Below are 14,731 nucleotides of genomic sequence, written 5' to 3'. Positions count from 1 at the left end.
TCAGAGTTTTTTGCGGGCCAAAAAAGGGCGACAGGATTTCCCGATAAAATCCCGTCGCCCCGTTCATGACCGATCAATTGACAATGACCTCAACGCGCAGTCGATCGGCACCCTCCTCGCGACAATCAATACGAACCGGCAAGAACAGCTCGATCACCGCGATATTGCTGTGCAAATGCTCGGTCATTCGCGGCGTGGTGAACGAGCCACCACCGGCCAGCGCCATTGGCAACAGCAACTGATCGGCGAGGTGCTCAGCGACCGCAGCGCCACTGCGCAACCAGTCGGCAGCCTGACTAATCGCAGCATCGGCAACCTTCTCTGCGCGCAATGACACTTGGCCAAACGCGCTGAACACCTCGGTGACGTGTTCGAAAGCGTACTCCAGCAGCAACACGTTGCCTGGCCCGCGAGCCGGATCGAGCGTCACAGAGTGCAGCGCCGTAGCCGGAAGCTTCAATCGCTTGGCCACTCGGCTCAGCTCACGTTGGGCGACCGTAGGTCCAAGCCCGGCGGTCAGAGCCCACGCGCTTGGTGAAATCGCTTCGCCACGGTCACACAGATCGAGTCGCGTCAGGTTCGCCGGTTGCACATTCACCTCAATCTCGCCCCCGCCGGCCGGGGCAAAACCATGGCGCAACAAGTCCAACTCAACGTTGGCCCCCATGCGGCGCAGCAGCGGCAGCCAACTGCGCGTGAGAAAATCGGCCGGCGGCGCGAGCGGGTTATGCGTGCCACCGGAAATCCGCAGCCGACTCGCCTGCGGTGCCCGTAACAGTGCTGGCAACAAAGTCTGTAACACCAGTGTGCAACTGCCGGCCGTGCCGATGGCGAATTGAAAGTCGCCAGCGCGAATCGCGCCGGGTTCGAAGCTCAAGGCTTGCGAACCCAAATGTGCACCGCCAACCGTTGCACCACACACCTCGGCCGCCGCCATCACCGCCGTTAAGTGTTGGCGCAGCAGTCCCGGACGGCTGCGCCTGGCACGAATCTGTTTAATGCGAAACGCCCTGCCCGTCACCATCGATAGGCTCAAGGCGCTGCGCAACACCTGGCCGCCACCGATGGCACCGTCCAGTTCTATCACTTCCTGTTTCATGGCATTCCTTGCGCATACAGCCCGACGGTATCCCGGAGGTACTGATCCAGCCGTCGCGAGTCTTCCTGAGTTCTGAGTAATGTGGGCACTTCGCGCTCGAGTTCGGCCGCGATGAACCCGTGCAACGCCGGTCGACGCGGCCCATAGGCGCTCTCATCGGCATTGCGTTTAAGGGCGAGCAATTCGTCGACTTCATCGAGCAACGCGCGGTCGTCGACGGTGGTCAGGAGGTCGGCAAACGTCATCGGTGGCCGGCCTCGTCCCTGATCGATCCAGCGCACGGCCAATAATGGTCGCAGCACGTAGAAGTACTTTTTGAAACGCACGGTTTCACCTTGCAGGTAACCGCGAAAGTTCTTCTTTGCCATCGACAGATAGTGATTGCGCGCTGCTGGCGGGCTGTAGAACGCTTCGGCGAGTTCGCGCAGCTGTGCCACCTGCGCGGTTTCACTGCGATAAACCAGCGGCGAGTCGAGCCACTCCAGCAAGGTCGGATTGGATTTGCGCAATAATCCGAGGGTCTTGCGCAGCTCCCAACCACTGACATCAAGTTCATCGTCCAGCGGACGTTCGATCACATCGCGCGGCGCATCGACCTGAACGAACCACTCGGGCTTCTCCACGTAGACAAACCGCACGTCGTAATCGCTGTCGGTCGAGGCAAAACCCCAGGCCCGACTGCCGGACTCACAGGCGTACAACACCGTGACATTGCGCTCGCGTTCTATCCGCGCAAGCTCTGCCAGAACCCGCGCGCGCATCGTGGCGCACAGCGGGTGACGCTCTTCCAGTTCCATGACTTGCTTTCCTTTTATCCTTTGACGCACACCACCTGACGCAAGGTGTGCAGCACTTCCACCAGCTCACGCTGGGCGTGCATGACTTTGTCGATGTCCTTGTAGGCCATCGGAATCTCGTCGATCACCGCCTCGTCCTTGCGGCACTCCACATGGGCCGTGGCGCGAATCTGATCCTCGACAGTGAACATATTCTTGGCCTTGGTCCGACTCATGGTGCGGCCGGCGCCGTGGCTGCAGGAACTGAAGGATTCTTCGTTACCCAGGCCGCGGACAATGAAACTCTTGGCGCCCATCGAGCCTGGAATAATCCCCAGCTCGCCCTTCTTCGCCGACACCGCACCTTTGCGCGTGACCAGTACCTCTTCACCGAAATGCAGCTCTTTCTGCACGTAGTTGTGGTGGCAGTTGACCGCTTCCAGCGCCACTTCGAACGGCTTGCGGATAATCTGCCGTGTCGCTTGAATCACCGCGCGCATCATCAGCTCGCGGTTCTGTTTGGCGAAGTCCTGCGCCCAACCCACCGCTTCCACGTAATCATCAAAGTGCTGACTGCCCTCTTCGAAGTAGGCCAGATCACGATCCGGCAGGTTGGCGATGTGCTGACGCATATCCGCCTGAGCCATCTGGATGAACAGGTTGCCGATGGCGTTGCCGACACCGCGCGAGCCACTGTGCAACATGAACCAGACCCGGTTGGCTTCGTCCAGGCACACTTCGATGAAGTGGTTGCCGCTGCCGAGCGTACCGAGGTGCCCACGGTTGTTGGTGTTGGCCAGTTTCGGGTACTTGTCGGTAATCAATTTGAACCGTGGCTGCAACCCCGCCCAGGCCTGATCGGCTTGCTGCGGGATTTCATCCCAGGCGCCCTTGTCGCGTCGCGAACGGTTTGAACTGCGGCCATGCGGCACGGCTTGCTCGATGGCGCTGCGCAGACCGAGCAGGTTGTCCGGCAAATCAGCGGCGGTCAGCGACGTGCGCGCGGCGATCATGCCGCAGCCGATGTCGACGCCAACCGCTGCCGGAATGATCGCGCCGACGGTCGGGATCACGCTGCCGATGGTCGAGCCCTTGCCCAAGTGCACGTCCGGCATGACCGCCAGATGTTTGAAGATGAACGGCATTTTCGCGGTGTTCATCAACTGCTCGCGGGCCTCGTTTTCCACCGGGACGCCTTCGGTCCAGAGTTTGATCGGTTTGCCGTTGGCGACTTCGAGCAGTTGGTAAGTGTGTTCTTTCATGTCTTCATTCTTTATTCATTGGCCGATGATTCGGCGTTGTTCTGTAAGTCGCAGCGACAAAAACACAGGCACTGTGGCTCTGCCAGTTGAGCCCCCGTTGCCGGGGCGGGAGTCGAACCCGCGTTCCGATGTAGTACCTGTCGTATTCGCTGCCAATAACTGCAAAAAAGGTGGCACGACAAAAGTTGATGACTGTTGCGCGTTGCCGCGCTCCGGACTTAACCGGCCTTGGATGTACAGCCATCAGGCATTCGTGCCGTCACTGGCGCTGACAAGGGCTTGATGAGACGTTTTGGATGTAGTCCCATCGGCATTCAGCGCCGGTGATCAATCAATTCATGACGCGCTTTCGATCGCTTCGACCCAGTGCTGCGCACTGTATTGGCCGCTGGTGAACTGCTCGATCACGTCGAACACCGCATCGCTGAAACCGCCGACATTCAAGATGTCATCGCGATCCGCCGCCTGTGTTGCAGGACCTGGCTGGATGTCGATGCACACCAGCCGGGCCTGTGGGTTGAGCTTCTTGATCCGCTCCCATTGCCGCATCGTCTCGCTGGCGCCGCGACGCTGCGAATCGATCCACGATTCGTTGTCCGAGACCATGATCAACGTATCGACCCTGGCCTCGCTGTCCGCCAACCTCTTCAGCGGTGCCGAGCAGTTGGTGCCGCCGCCAAAAATCCCGGCGAGCTTCTCGGCGTTGCTGATCACACTGTCACGCGGGTTGAGCTGGATACCTACCACGTTGATCTCGAACGGCATCACCCGGGCAGCCGGCTGCTTGCGCAATACCGCTGCGGCGACCAACGCCGCCACGTCGATGCAGCGCACCTGCGAGGTCGCACCAGGGCGATAACCGGTCACCGGGCTGCCCATCGAACCCGACACATCCGGGCAAACCACCACCGCGCCCTTAAGCGTGGGCACGTTGGCCAGCGACAACTCCAGCGCCTCCTGCAAGGCTTCGCGGATCACCGCCGGGGTGTTTTCGCCCATCATCCGATAAGCCGACAACAACTGGTACGGATACACCCGCGCCTTCGCCACTTCCTGTGGATCAGCCAACCGCGCCGCGACATATTCGATGCAACCCGGTACTTCAAACGCACCGTGGCGCGCCAGGCTGTTGAGGTTGATGCGCAATCCCTGCCAGCCCATGTTGCGGGCTTGAGTGGCCCATTGCTCCTTGTTCAGTGTTTCGTTGCCGAGCAACTGAAACGGCACCGCCGGCACTTCATCACTCGCGCCGCTGCGAAACGCCAGCAAATCGCGGGTCAGCTCGGGCAAGGCCTTTGCCTCCACCGGTTTACCGATCAACCAGGCGAAAAACGCTTCGCGCCACGCTTCGGCAGGTTTAGGGTGAACCATCTTCACCACGTCCGCCAACGACGGTTGATTGCCGATCGACGCTTGCAACAGTTGCCGCTCGGTCGCGCTGTTCAGCCAGTTCTGCACCAGACGCTTGGGTTGCGAGCCAAGGGATTTACGCCCGGTGGCACCGCTACGGAGGATCTGTACAAAGTTGCGCAGCATCTTGCCGCTGTCGATCACTTGCTCGAAAACCTCTGGCACCAGACTTGAACGCTGCGCGGTCAATGCCGCCAGCAACAATGCTGGCATGTCTTTCATGTGACCTTTCTTGCGAGCGTAGATCGCGGCTTTCGCCACGAAGCGACTGTCCAGTTCGGCCACCAGCTTCAGCACTTGATCCAGCTGACTTTCTGCGGAGGCGTAAAAGGTCTGGTTCAGGCAACCGGTGACTGCCAATTGCGCCAGTTGGTGCTTCGGGCTGTAGGCATAAGCGCTGGCACCGGAAGCATTCAAGGTGTCGCAGGCCGGCAAGTGATTCGATTGCGTGTTGAAGAGATTTGAGTTGGCCATCTTGGCGTCTCGCTGTGTTGTCCTGTTCGTTGCGATAGGTATTGCAGCAGCTGTGCCAGTTTTTGATCCTCCTCGAAAAATGTTTATATCTTATTGATTTATATTGATTTTATTTAATAATCCGTTGTTCATCGAATGAGTTGACGACAAAACCTTCACCGAATACTTATCATTGGATATCGCCTTTTATCTTTTGAGATAAACATGCCAAACAAGCAAACCGTTGCCATCGGATTTATCGGTGCCACCCTTGATCGCGTCGGTAAAGGTGCCAATCGCTGGAGCCATTGGCGCCCCAGCGTTGGCCTGTGCCAACAGCAGGATGTGCTGATCAACCGGCTCGAGCTGATTCACGGCATCGACGCCCGTGACGTCAGCCTCGCCGAGCGGGTGCGCGTCGACATCCAGCAAGTTTCGCCAGAGACCGAAGTGCGCCTGCACCCGATGTCACTTCGCAACCCGTGGGATTTCGAAGAGGTCTACGGCGCACTGCACGACTTCACCACCGCCTACGATTTCGACACCGAGCGCGAGGACTACCTCGTCCACATCACCACCGGCACCCACGTCGCGCAGATTTGCTGGTTCCTGCTGACCGAGGCGCGCTATCTGCCGGCGCGGCTGATCCAGACCTCTCCGGCCAAGCGCACCAGCGAAAGCGATCACGCCATCGGCACGCATGCCCTGATCGATCTCGACCTGTCGCGCTACGATCGCATCGCTTCGCGCTTCGCCAACAAGCGCCTCGAAGGCCTGGAGTTCTTGAAGTCCGGCATCGCCACACGCAACGCCGCTTTCAACCGCTCGATCGAACAGATCGAGCGCGTGGCCGTGCGCTCGAAGGCACCGATGCTGCTGATCGGCCCGACCGGCGCCGGCAAATCCTTCCTCGCCCGACGCATCTACGAACTCAAACGCAGTCGCCATCAGATGCACGGGCGTTTTGTCGAGGTGAACTGCGCCACACTGCGTGGCGATGGCGCGATGTCGGCGCTGTTCGGCCATGTCAAAGGCGCCTTCACCGGTGCGCAGAACGCTCGTGACGGCCTGTTGCGCGCCGCCGATGGTGGAATGCTGTTTCTCGATGAGATCGGCGAGCTGGGCGCAGACGAACAAGCGATGCTGCTCAAGGCGATTGAAGAAAAACGCTTCTTTCCGCTGGGCTCGGACAAGGAGGTCGAAAGCGATTTCCTGATCATCGCCGGCACTCACCGCGACCTGCGCAGCCGGGTCGCTGATGGCTTGTTCCGCGAAGATTTGTACGCACGCATCAACCTGTGGACGTTCGACCTGCCCGGCCTCGCCGGTCGCCGCGAGGACATCGAACCGAACATTGATTTCGAGCTGGAACGTCACGCCCGTGAACACGGGCAACTGGTGCGCTTCAACCTGGAAGCCCGGCGCAGTTATCTGGCGTTCGCCAGCTCTCGCGAGGCGGCGTGGCTCGGCAACTTCCGTGAACTCTCCGCCTCGATCACACGAATGGCGACCCTGGCCGACAGCGGACGTATCGACGAGGCACAGGTGCAGGAAGAAATTGATCGGCTGCGCTACGCGTGGGGATTGGCACAACCGCAGGCGATTTCAGGAGAGTTGCCGGGGGACGCCGAAAGCATGGATCTGTTCGACCGCTTGCAATTGAAGGCAGTGATCGAGGTGTGCCGGCAGGCGGACAGCTTGTCCGATGCCGGCCGCCGCCTGTTCGGAATATCGCGCCAGGCCAAGGCACAAGCCAACGATGCCGATCGACTGAGGAAATACCTCGGCCGGTTCGGGCTTGAGTGGAGCCAGATCGTCGCCCTCAAGTGATGAGAAGGCAGCGACTGACCACCCGTCCAATCACGGGCACCTTCGCCTGCAGGACGCTTCCAATGAATCACCATCCGCTTCCACCGGAAGACGCCCATCATGAACAGAACCATTGCAGCGATCACCCTGACTGGCCTGCTCGCGGCCTGCCCGCTTTTCGCCTCCGCAGCCGCGAAGACTGCTGACGAGTCTGCCGCGCCACCGACCGCGCTTCCCGGCGTGAATCAGGCCAGTAAAGCTCAATCCAACGCAGACAAGGCCGACAAGAAAGGTGAAGAGGCGTCGGGTTCAAACTCCGGCGCCGAGTCGCATGAAACGGCAAAAGATGCAGCCACTTCAAGCGACTCGGAAGACCTCGGTAAATCGCCGAAACCTTGATCAGGGTTCTACTGAGGTGGCGGCTGCACATCCGTGAAGGTCAGCCCGACACTCCCGGTGATTTGCCACGGGTTGGCAGCGCCGTGCCCGCTGAACGACACATGGTCGAACAGCGAATCCTTCAGCCCGTCGATCTGCGCCTGGGCCGGACCACTGAAGCGCACGCGCTCGAACACCAACCCCTGATGCCAGGCATTGTGCTGACTGTCACCTTTGACCTCGATCGCCTTGCCTTGAGCATTTTCGACGCTCACGTCGGCGACGCGGATATCGCGGAATTGCCCCGGAATGGTTGAGCGCTGGTAATCCAGCTTGGCGTTCGGATCGTTGTAGTCAAGGGTAAAAATGAACGCCTGCTTCAGCGTATTGCGGATCGCCGAGTCGCGGAAGATCACGTTACGCGCGCCGCCGCCCATGAAATTGGTGCTCTTCATGCGCAGGCCGGCATCGGTGCCATCGGAAACGTTGTCTTCGGCCAGGATGTTTTGAATCCATGCGCCGGTATGGCTGCCGGCAACCACCATGCCGTGACCCTTGCGAAAGTAGTTATTGAAGATCCAGGCATCTTCCTGCGGTTTTTGCTGCACGGCCTCCGCGCCGGTACCCGCAGCAAAATTGACGCAGTCATCGCCGGTATCAAAGAAGTTGTTGAAGACCATCGCGCCCTTGCTGTTGGCGAATTCGATGCCATCGCCGTTATTGGCGTCGTAGGTTTTATGCGTGGTGTTGGCCAGCACTACGTTTTCGGTTTCCAGGTTCATGATTCCGTGGAAGGCCGGATTCACCACGGTGAAGCCGCCGTAGAACACATTTTTTACGTTGCGCAGGGTGATCAGCGACGAGCGCATCTGCCCGTAGGCGTCCTTGACGTTCATGCCGCGTGCGACCGCTTGCTCGACTTGCGCCTTGGCCAGAATGCCGTCCTGCTGGTAGCGGGTGTTGTCGCTGGGCAGGTAGAACGGCAATGGCTGACCGCGCTCGTCGACGACATCGGCGCGGCGCTTCCAGCCGTTACCGTCAATCGTGCCTTTGCCGACGATTCGGATGTTTTCGAACGACTGATGCTGCCGCGGATCACGCGGCAAGGCGTTGATCAGCGACGCCGGGCGCACGGTGCTCGAATACGGATACTGGATGTAGCCGGCCAACGGATAGTCTTCGGCACGCTCGGAACCCAACAGCGTTGCACCCTCGGCGATTTCCAGGGTGATGTTGCTCTTCAGGTAAAGCGCTCCGCTTTTGTAGGTGCCCTTGGGCAACCATACTTTGCAGCCGGGGGTGCAGGCGTCGATGGCGTTCTGGATCGCCAGGGTATCGAGACTTTTGCCATCACCCTTGGCGCCGTACTTCCTCACATCGAACACGGCGGCAACCTTGCTCGTCCGTTGCACAACGGCCGGACTGTCTGCCGACTCCTTGCCATCGGTGCCCACCGAACGCACGGTGAACCGATAGGCCGTATCCGCTTTCAAGCCTTGCGCGGTGTAACTGTGAATGCCGATGCGATGGTGAAAACCGGCGACATCCTGTTCGTAGAAGCGGTCGATGTAAGGTTTGGCCGGCGAGACACGGTCATTGTTGGCGTTGCTGCCGCCCAGCAACACACCGTTGGCGTAGACCCGGTAGTCGCTGATATCGGCGTGATCGGCGGGCTTTTCCCAGACCAGGATGATCTGCTGATCATCGTAGGCCAGGGTCGGCACCTGCAGTTTTACCGGCGCCTCCAGCGCCCACGACGGCACACTGCAAACCAGCGTCAACGTGGCCGCCAGCGACAAAGCCAAAGGCTGTTTGCGCCGCGTCGGAACAACATATCGATAAGGCATGAGCACTCCTTGTTCAGGCCGACAATCCGGCTTCTTGCAGATATTGGCTGCGGTTGACGAACGTCTCGCGGGGCATTTCCACAACCTCCATCGACAGCGACTCGACGTCCGGCAGTAAAGCGACCAGCGCCGCCACGGTCGCCGAGGCCAGACGCCGGCGCTGTTCAGCACTGCGCCCGGACAACACCGACAGGACGACGTGGACAAAATCGTCCGCGCCCGCGCCGCAGCGGTAATGCTCGAACGTATTGAGGCGCACCTTGATGTCCCCGGCCTTGAACAGGCCGAAGGCATCGAGGGCGTCATGCACGGCAGCGAGCAGGGTTTGCTCGCCGACACGTCGGGCCAGGGTTTGCGGGCAATCGATAAGGCAATGCGGCATGTCGCGCTCCTTGATGGATCGGTTCAACCAGCGAGCTGGCACGCCGATTCCTGGCTGAAATCACGACTGGCTTGTACCAGCATCCGCGTGTAGGCGTGGCTTGCCAGATCCTGGCTGAGCGCCTGACTGTCGAGCAACTCGACGATCTTGCCCTGCTGCATTACCGCTACCCGATCACACAGGTGCGTGACCACACCGAGATCGTGAGTGACCATCAGGTAGGTGAGTTTCTCGCGCCGGCGCAAATCCGCCAGCAGATTGAGAATCTCTGCCTGCACCGAGACATCCAGCGCCGAGGTCGGCTCATCGAGCAGCAACACGCGCGGCTCGAGAATCAGCGCACGGGCAATTGCCACGCGCTGGCGCTGGCCACCGGACAACTGGTGCGGATAGCGAAAACGGTAACTATCGTTCAGACCGACCTTGAGCAGGATCTCGTTGATCCGGTCGTCCTTGTCGCGCACGCCGTGAATAATCAGCGGCTCACGCAATGCCGTGTCGACAGTGTGGCGTGGATGCAGCGAGCCGTAAGGGTCCTGGAACACCATCTGCACCTGACGGAAGTGTTCCTTGGGAATCTTGTGCTGCAGCGGCGCGCCAGCAATGCTCAACTCGCCGGTCCAGTGCCGGTACTGCCCGGCCAGGCAGCGCAATACCGTGGTTTTGCCGGAGCCGGACTCCCCCACCAGGCCGAAGGACTCACCGTCGGCGACACTGAGGTTGACGTCGTGCAGCACCTGATTGAGGGCTGGGCCGGCGCCGAAACTCAGGTTCAGCGCGTGTGCTTGGATCATGGACATGGTCGATTCCTCAGCAAGTCAGCCACAGTGGATCGCGTTGCAACACCGGCAACCGTTCGCGACGGTTGTCCATGCTCGGCAACGCCGCCATCAGGCCGCGGGTATAGGGATGTTGCGCATGTTGCAGGTCGCCGGCGGCGAGCGATTCGACCACCCTGCCGGCGTACATCACCAACACGCGGTCGCAGTAATTGCGCACGAGGTTGAGGTCATGGCTGACGAAAATCAGACCCATTTCCTGCTGCTCGACCAGCTCTTCCAGCACGTTGAGCACTTGCTGACGCACCGACACATCAAGGGCCGAGGTCGGCTCGTCGGCGATGATCACCTGTGGACGAGTGATGACCATCATCGCGATCATGATGCGCTGACCCATACCACCGGAAACCTCATGCGGGTACAGGTTGTAGACCCGTTGCGGATCACGGATATGAACCTTTTCGAGCATTTCCAGCACCCGCTCGCGGGCCTCGCTGCGGCTGGCCTTGTGGTGCGCCAGATACGCCTCGGCAATCTGATCGCCGACCTTGACCACTGGGTTCAGCGAGTATTTCGGGTCCTGCATGATCATCGAAATGCGCTGGCCACGAATCTTCTGCATGACCTTTTCGCCGGCAGACAGCAGATCGACTTCACCGAACTGCATGGCCTTGGCGGTGATCCGCGCGCTGGCCGGGTGCAGCTTCAACAGGCTGCGACCGACCGTCGATTTGCCCGAGCCCGACTCACCGACGATGGCGAGTTTTTCCCGCCCGAGGGTGAAGGACACGTCGCGCACGGCGTGGGTTTCTTTCTGAGCATTGACGAAGCGTACATTGAGCCCTTCGACGTTCAATTTGATTGCAGACATACAGCCTCCGATTACTCGCTGCGCGGATCAAGAATGTCCCGCAGGCCGTCGCCCAACAGGTTGAAAGCCAGGCTGACCAACATGATTGCGGCCCCCGGAACAGCCACCAGCCACCAGCACTCGAGCATGTAGCGGCGCCCGGTGGAAATCATCGCGCCCCACTCCGGCGACGGCGCCTGCGCACCGAGGCCGAGAAAGCCCAAAGCCGCTGCGGTGAGGATGATCCCGGCCATGTTCATCGTCAGGCGGATGATCACCGACGACATGCACATCGGCACAATGTGCCGCAGGATGATTCGCGTGGACGAAGCCCCTTGCAGCTCAACCGCCACAACGAAGTCAGCCTTGCGCAACGACAGGGTTTCAGCCCGCGCCAGTCGCGCGATCGGCGGCCACGACGTCAGCGCAATCGCTACCACCGCGTGTTCCAGGCCCGGACCGAGCGCAGCGATAAATGCCAGCGCCAGCACCAGGCTGGGGAAGGAAATGAAGATGTCGGTCAGGCGCATGAACACCGTGTCGACCACACCACCGTAATAGCCGGAGACGGTGCCGATAAACAGCCCGATCGGGCCGACGATCACGGTCACCAGGGTGATGATGTACAGCGTGATGCGCGAGCCGTAGACCAACCGACTGAAGATATCCCGGCCATATTCATCGGTACCGAACCAGTGGGCGGCGCCCGGCGCCTGCAGGGCATTGGCGAGGTTCTGCGCCACCGGATCATGGGTGGCGATCCACGGCGCAAACAGCGCCACCACTACCAGCACCAGCGCGACCAGCAATCCGGCCAGGGTCATCGGGTTGCGCAGCAGGTGCCGCAAGACTTTCAGGGCACTTTTGCAGAAGGCGTCGAAGCTGGATCCGGGGGTACGATCCGACCGCCGCTTGGCGCTCGAATCAGTAGAAGACATGTTGGCAATCATGGGCATGTTCTCGGATTGAATTCAGGATCACCCAGCGCGTACGCCGACGCACCGGGCAGCGTTCAGCGTTGTTTGTAGACACCCAGATACCGCGTCGCCTCGGCATCATCACCGGCAAAACCCTTGACGTCGGCGGCGCTGACCACGGTGTCGGTCATCTGCGAAATCATCATGATCGGGCCGACCTGCTCGTCGTAGATTTTCTGCGCCTGGTGATATAGGTTCAGGCGCTGGCCGGCATCGCGTTCGACCCCGGCCTGATCAATCAGGCTATTGAGCTGCGGGCTGAAAAACGACGCGCGCCAGCCCTGGAAATTCGGCAGGCCGGCGTCATCGCTGTTGTTGGGGTTGTAGGCAAACGTGCGCAGGCTGAAATACGGATGCGGATAGCGCTCGGCCCCGCGCGCAACGATGATGTCGAAGTTGCGCGCACGCATGGCGCCGTACACTTGGTTGCCAGTGCCGTTGACGATGCTGGCCTTGATTCCGCCCTCGGCCAGCGTCGCCTGCAGACGCGCGGCGATATCGATGAAGGGCGGCTCTGACAATGTGCGAATGGTCGTGGTAAAGCCGTCCGGATAACCCGCTTCGGCGAGGAGTTTTTTCGCCTTGGCGACGTCCATGTGATAACCCGGATCCGGCAGGCGCGCCGCCAGACTGAGTTGCATCGGCTGTTGATTCAGCTGGCCGTAATACGGCATCACCTGTTCGTCCAGGCCCTTGTAGTCGATCAGGTTGCGCACCGCTTCGCGCACTTTGGGGTTGGCAAATTCAGGCTGTTTCATGCTCAGCGCGACGTAGTACATGGTGCCGCGCGGCAGTGACTGCACGTGGATTTTTTCCGAACCGTCGATGGCGCGGATGTCCGGTGCGGCCATGCCGTACGCGAGATCGAGGTCTCCGCGCTCCAGCATCAGGCGCAGCGACTGCGATTCGGTCATGTGCCGCACCACCACGCGTTTGAGCTTGGCAGCACCGCCCCAGTAACCGTCGAACCGGGTCAGCAACAGCGAGTCGTTCGCCGTCCATTTGCTCAGCACAAAGGGGCCGCTGCCGGCCTCGTTGGTCACCAGCCAGTTAGCACCGAGGTCAGCGTTTTTCTCATGCGCCAACGCTGTTTTACGATCGATCACCACCGCGCTTGGCGAGATCGCCAGCGAGTCGATCAACAACAGCGGATCCATGGTTTGCGGCAAGTCGATGACCAGCGTGTGGGCATCGCTGGCGCGGATCAGTGACTGAATGTTGTCGACGTTATAACCGTAGGCTTTCCAGGTCGTGGCCAGGCCGAAATTCAGTTTCATCACCCGGTACAACGACCAGGCCACGTCTTCAGCGGTCAGCGGATTGCCGGAGTGAAACTTCACGTCCTCACGCAAATGAAAGGTTATCTGCTTGCCGTCGTCGCTGATCGTCCAGCGCTCGGCCAGTTGCGGCAGATGCTGTTCCGGATTGCCCTGATCACGCTTGACCAGGGTGTCGTAAAGATTGGCATTGACGCCGGAAGCGTCGAGGCCCGGTGCGTTGGCTGGATCGATGGAAAACAGGTTGACCATGCTCATGCCGACGATCAGTTGGTCGGCCGGCGTCTTGGCGCTGGCCTGGGTCATCGGCACCAGCGCCAGGACCGCTGCCAACAGGCCAGCGTGCAGTTTGGTAAATGCAGTCGTCATTGAAAAATCCTTCTTTTTATAATTTTTAGTGCTGCTGCCAGGCGTGTTAACGCGTGCGCGGATCGAAGACCTTGTACAAGGCATCACTGATCAGGTTGAGCGCGACAAAAATCAAACCGATCACCAGCACACAGCCCATCACCGCATTCATGTCGCCGAGCATCAGGCTGCTGGTCAGGTACTGGCCGAAACCCGGCCAGGCAAAGACCGTTTCGATCAGCACCGCGCCTTCGAGCAGCGAGCCGTAAGCCAGCGCCACCACCGTCAGCAGTTGCACGAGGATGTTGCGAAAAGCGTGACCCCAGACCACTTGGCGGCGCGACAAACCCTTGACCCGAGCGGTGATGATGTATTCCTGGGACAGTTGCTCGAGCATGAAGCTGCGGGTCATCCGACTGATGTAAGCCACCGAGTTCAGCCCGAGGATCAGCGCCGGCAAAACGATGTGGCGCAAGGCGCTGGCGAAGGCTTCCCAGTCACCCGCCAGGCTCGAATCGATCAGCAACAGCCCGGTGACTTCGGGCACCATGCCGTCGTACGCCAGGTCGATGCGACCGGCGCCCCCGGCCCAGCCGAGCCAGGCGTAAAACACCAGCAAGCCCATCATGCCCAGCCAGAAAATCGGCGTGGAATAGCCGAACAGAGTTATCACTCGCGCGACATGATCGCCCAGTCGCCCTTGATTACTCGCCGCGCAAACGCCCAGCGGCAAACCGATCAGCACACCGAAGAGGATGGCCAGGGTCGCCAGTTCGATGGTGGCCGGAAACACCCGGAGGATGTCATCGAGCACCGGGTGCCCGGTCAACAGCGCGTTGCCGAAATTACCGTGCAGCAAGTCATTGAGGTACAGGCCGAACTGGGTCCAGATCGGCTTGTCCAGCCCCATCGCCCGGTACACCTGATCGTAGGTCGAACTGTCGGCGTCCGGCCCGACCACCGCCAGCACCGGATCGAGCGGCATGACCCGACCGATGATAAACGTCAGCGCCAGCAGGCCCAGCAACGTCACCAGTACCGTGCTGGCACGCCGCGCGGTATTGGAGGCGCGGGCTCCCATGGC

At 60.4% G+C, this 14,731-nt stretch carries 13 protein-coding genes; 2 read left to right on the top strand and 11 right to left on the bottom strand.

The window, feature by feature from the left end; genetic code table 11:
- Positions 1-73: 73 nt before the first annotated feature.
- The 4 genes from rtcA to J0G10_RS11750 form a co-directional block, all read right to left on the bottom strand.
- Positions 74-1,099: an RNA 3'-terminal phosphate cyclase gene (gene rtcA / locus J0G10_RS11765; protein WP_095047603.1), complete on the bottom strand. Its 1,026-nt coding sequence runs from the start codon at positions 1,097-1,099 to the stop codon at positions 74-76.
- Entirely contained in the window at positions 1,096-1,896 is an 801-nt protein-coding gene (locus J0G10_RS11760; protein ID WP_220558508.1) for a nucleotidyltransferase domain-containing protein, read from the bottom strand. The genes rtcA and J0G10_RS11760 overlap by 4 nt, the downstream gene beginning before the upstream one ends.
- Before the next feature lie 14 nt (positions 1,897-1,910).
- Positions 1,911-3,137 (bottom strand): RtcB family protein, encoded by a 1,227-nt coding sequence (locus J0G10_RS11755; RefSeq protein ID WP_220558507.1) that lies wholly within the window; start codon positions 3,135-3,137, stop codon positions 1,911-1,913.
- A gap of 336 nt (positions 3,138-3,473) precedes the next feature.
- Positions 3,474-5,021 carry an RNA-binding protein gene (locus J0G10_RS11750; protein ID WP_220558506.1) on the bottom strand — a complete coding sequence of 516 codons (1,548 nt, stop codon included), beginning with the start codon at positions 5,019-5,021 and terminating at the stop codon, positions 3,474-3,476.
- A gap of 204 nt (positions 5,022-5,225) precedes the next feature.
- On the opposite strand from J0G10_RS11750, the gene rtcR reads away from it, so the two are divergent.
- A complete protein-coding gene (gene rtcR / locus J0G10_RS11745; RefSeq protein WP_220558505.1) occupies positions 5,226-6,830 on the top strand; it encodes an RNA repair transcriptional activator RtcR in 1,605 nt (534 codons plus the stop codon).
- Between the two features lie 99 nt (positions 6,831-6,929).
- Positions 6,930-7,208 carry a hypothetical protein gene (locus J0G10_RS11740; protein WP_038364780.1) on the top strand — a complete coding sequence of 93 codons (279 nt, stop codon included), beginning with the start codon at positions 6,930-6,932 and terminating at the stop codon, positions 7,206-7,208.
- 8 nt (positions 7,209-7,216) lie between these two features.
- Here the strand turns inward: J0G10_RS11740 and J0G10_RS11735 are convergent, their stop codons facing one another.
- From J0G10_RS11735 to J0G10_RS11705, 7 genes are all read right to left on the bottom strand, one after another.
- Positions 7,217-9,034, bottom strand: coding sequence for a glycosyl hydrolase family 28 protein (locus J0G10_RS11735; protein WP_220558504.1), 1,818 nt, complete (start codon positions 9,032-9,034; stop codon positions 7,217-7,219).
- Positions 9,035-9,047: 13 nt separating this feature from the next.
- Positions 9,048-9,416 (bottom strand): 5-carboxymethyl-2-hydroxymuconate Delta-isomerase, encoded by a 369-nt coding sequence (locus tag J0G10_RS11730; RefSeq protein WP_220558503.1) that lies wholly within the window; start codon positions 9,414-9,416, stop codon positions 9,048-9,050.
- A gap of 23 nt (positions 9,417-9,439) precedes the next feature.
- Complete coding sequence (locus tag J0G10_RS11725) at positions 9,440-10,216, bottom strand: ABC transporter ATP-binding protein (RefSeq protein WP_220558502.1); 777 nt, start codon at positions 10,214-10,216, stop codon at positions 9,440-9,442.
- Between the two features lie 10 nt (positions 10,217-10,226).
- Complete coding sequence (locus J0G10_RS11720) at positions 10,227-11,066, bottom strand: ABC transporter ATP-binding protein (RefSeq protein ID WP_026000816.1); 840 nt, start codon at positions 11,064-11,066, stop codon at positions 10,227-10,229.
- Positions 11,067-11,077: 11 nt separating this feature from the next.
- Positions 11,078-11,995, bottom strand: a complete 918-nt coding sequence (locus tag J0G10_RS11715; protein ID WP_034152645.1) for an ABC transporter permease — start codon at positions 11,993-11,995, stop codon at positions 11,078-11,080.
- A gap of 62 nt (positions 11,996-12,057) precedes the next feature.
- Positions 12,058-13,668: an ABC transporter substrate-binding protein gene (locus J0G10_RS11710; protein WP_134174211.1), complete on the bottom strand. Its 1,611-nt coding sequence runs from the start codon at positions 13,666-13,668 to the stop codon at positions 12,058-12,060.
- A gap of 46 nt (positions 13,669-13,714) precedes the next feature.
- Positions 13,715-14,728: an ABC transporter permease gene (locus J0G10_RS11705; RefSeq protein ID WP_401042814.1), complete on the bottom strand. Its 1,014-nt coding sequence runs from the start codon at positions 14,726-14,728 to the stop codon at positions 13,715-13,717.
- Positions 14,729-14,731: the final 3 nt, after the last annotated feature.

The organism is Pseudomonas germanica, from assembly GCF_019614655.1.
Lineage (GTDB): Bacteria > Pseudomonadota > Gammaproteobacteria > Pseudomonadales > Pseudomonadaceae > Aquipseudomonas > Aquipseudomonas neuropathica.
The sequence above is the reverse complement of the archived record's forward strand: the minus strand, read 5'-3'. Positions and strand labels throughout refer to the sequence as shown.

Excerpts from the sequence above, each read along its gene's own strand:
- rtcR (WP_220558505.1), top strand. The coding sequence starts at position 5,226 with ATGCCAAACAAGCAAACCGTTGCCATCGGATTTATCGGTGCCACCCTT.
- J0G10_RS11725 (WP_220558502.1), bottom strand. The coding sequence starts at position 10,216 with ATGTCCATGATCCAAGCACACGCGCTGAACCTGAGTTTCGGCGCCGGC.
- J0G10_RS11705 (WP_401042814.1), bottom strand. The coding sequence starts at position 14,728 with ATGGGAGCCCGCGCCTCCAATACCGCGCGGCGTGCCAGCACGGTACTG.
- J0G10_RS11720 (WP_026000816.1), bottom strand. The coding sequence starts at position 11,066 with ATGTCTGCAATCAAATTGAACGTCGAAGGGCTCAATGTACGCTTCGTC.
- J0G10_RS11755 (WP_220558507.1), bottom strand. The coding sequence starts at position 3,137 with ATGAAAGAACACACTTACCAACTGCTCGAAGTCGCCAACGGCAAACCG.
- J0G10_RS11710 (WP_134174211.1), bottom strand. The coding sequence starts at position 13,668 with ATGACGACTGCATTTACCAAACTGCACGCTGGCCTGTTGGCAGCGGTC.
- J0G10_RS11740 (WP_038364780.1), top strand. The coding sequence starts at position 6,930 with ATGAACAGAACCATTGCAGCGATCACCCTGACTGGCCTGCTCGCGGCC.
- J0G10_RS11735 (WP_220558504.1), bottom strand. The coding sequence starts at position 9,034 with ATGCCTTATCGATATGTTGTTCCGACGCGGCGCAAACAGCCTTTGGCT.
- J0G10_RS11715 (WP_034152645.1), bottom strand. The coding sequence starts at position 11,995 with ATGATTGCCAACATGTCTTCTACTGATTCGAGCGCCAAGCGGCGGTCG.
- rtcA (WP_095047603.1), bottom strand. The coding sequence starts at position 1,099 with ATGAAACAGGAAGTGATAGAACTGGACGGTGCCATCGGTGGCGGCCAG.
- J0G10_RS11730 (WP_220558503.1), bottom strand. The coding sequence starts at position 9,416 with ATGCCGCATTGCCTTATCGATTGCCCGCAAACCCTGGCCCGACGTGTC.
- J0G10_RS11760 (WP_220558508.1), bottom strand. The coding sequence starts at position 1,896 with ATGGAACTGGAAGAGCGTCACCCGCTGTGCGCCACGATGCGCGCGCGG.
- J0G10_RS11750 (WP_220558506.1), bottom strand. The coding sequence starts at position 5,021 with ATGGCCAACTCAAATCTCTTCAACACGCAATCGAATCACTTGCCGGCC.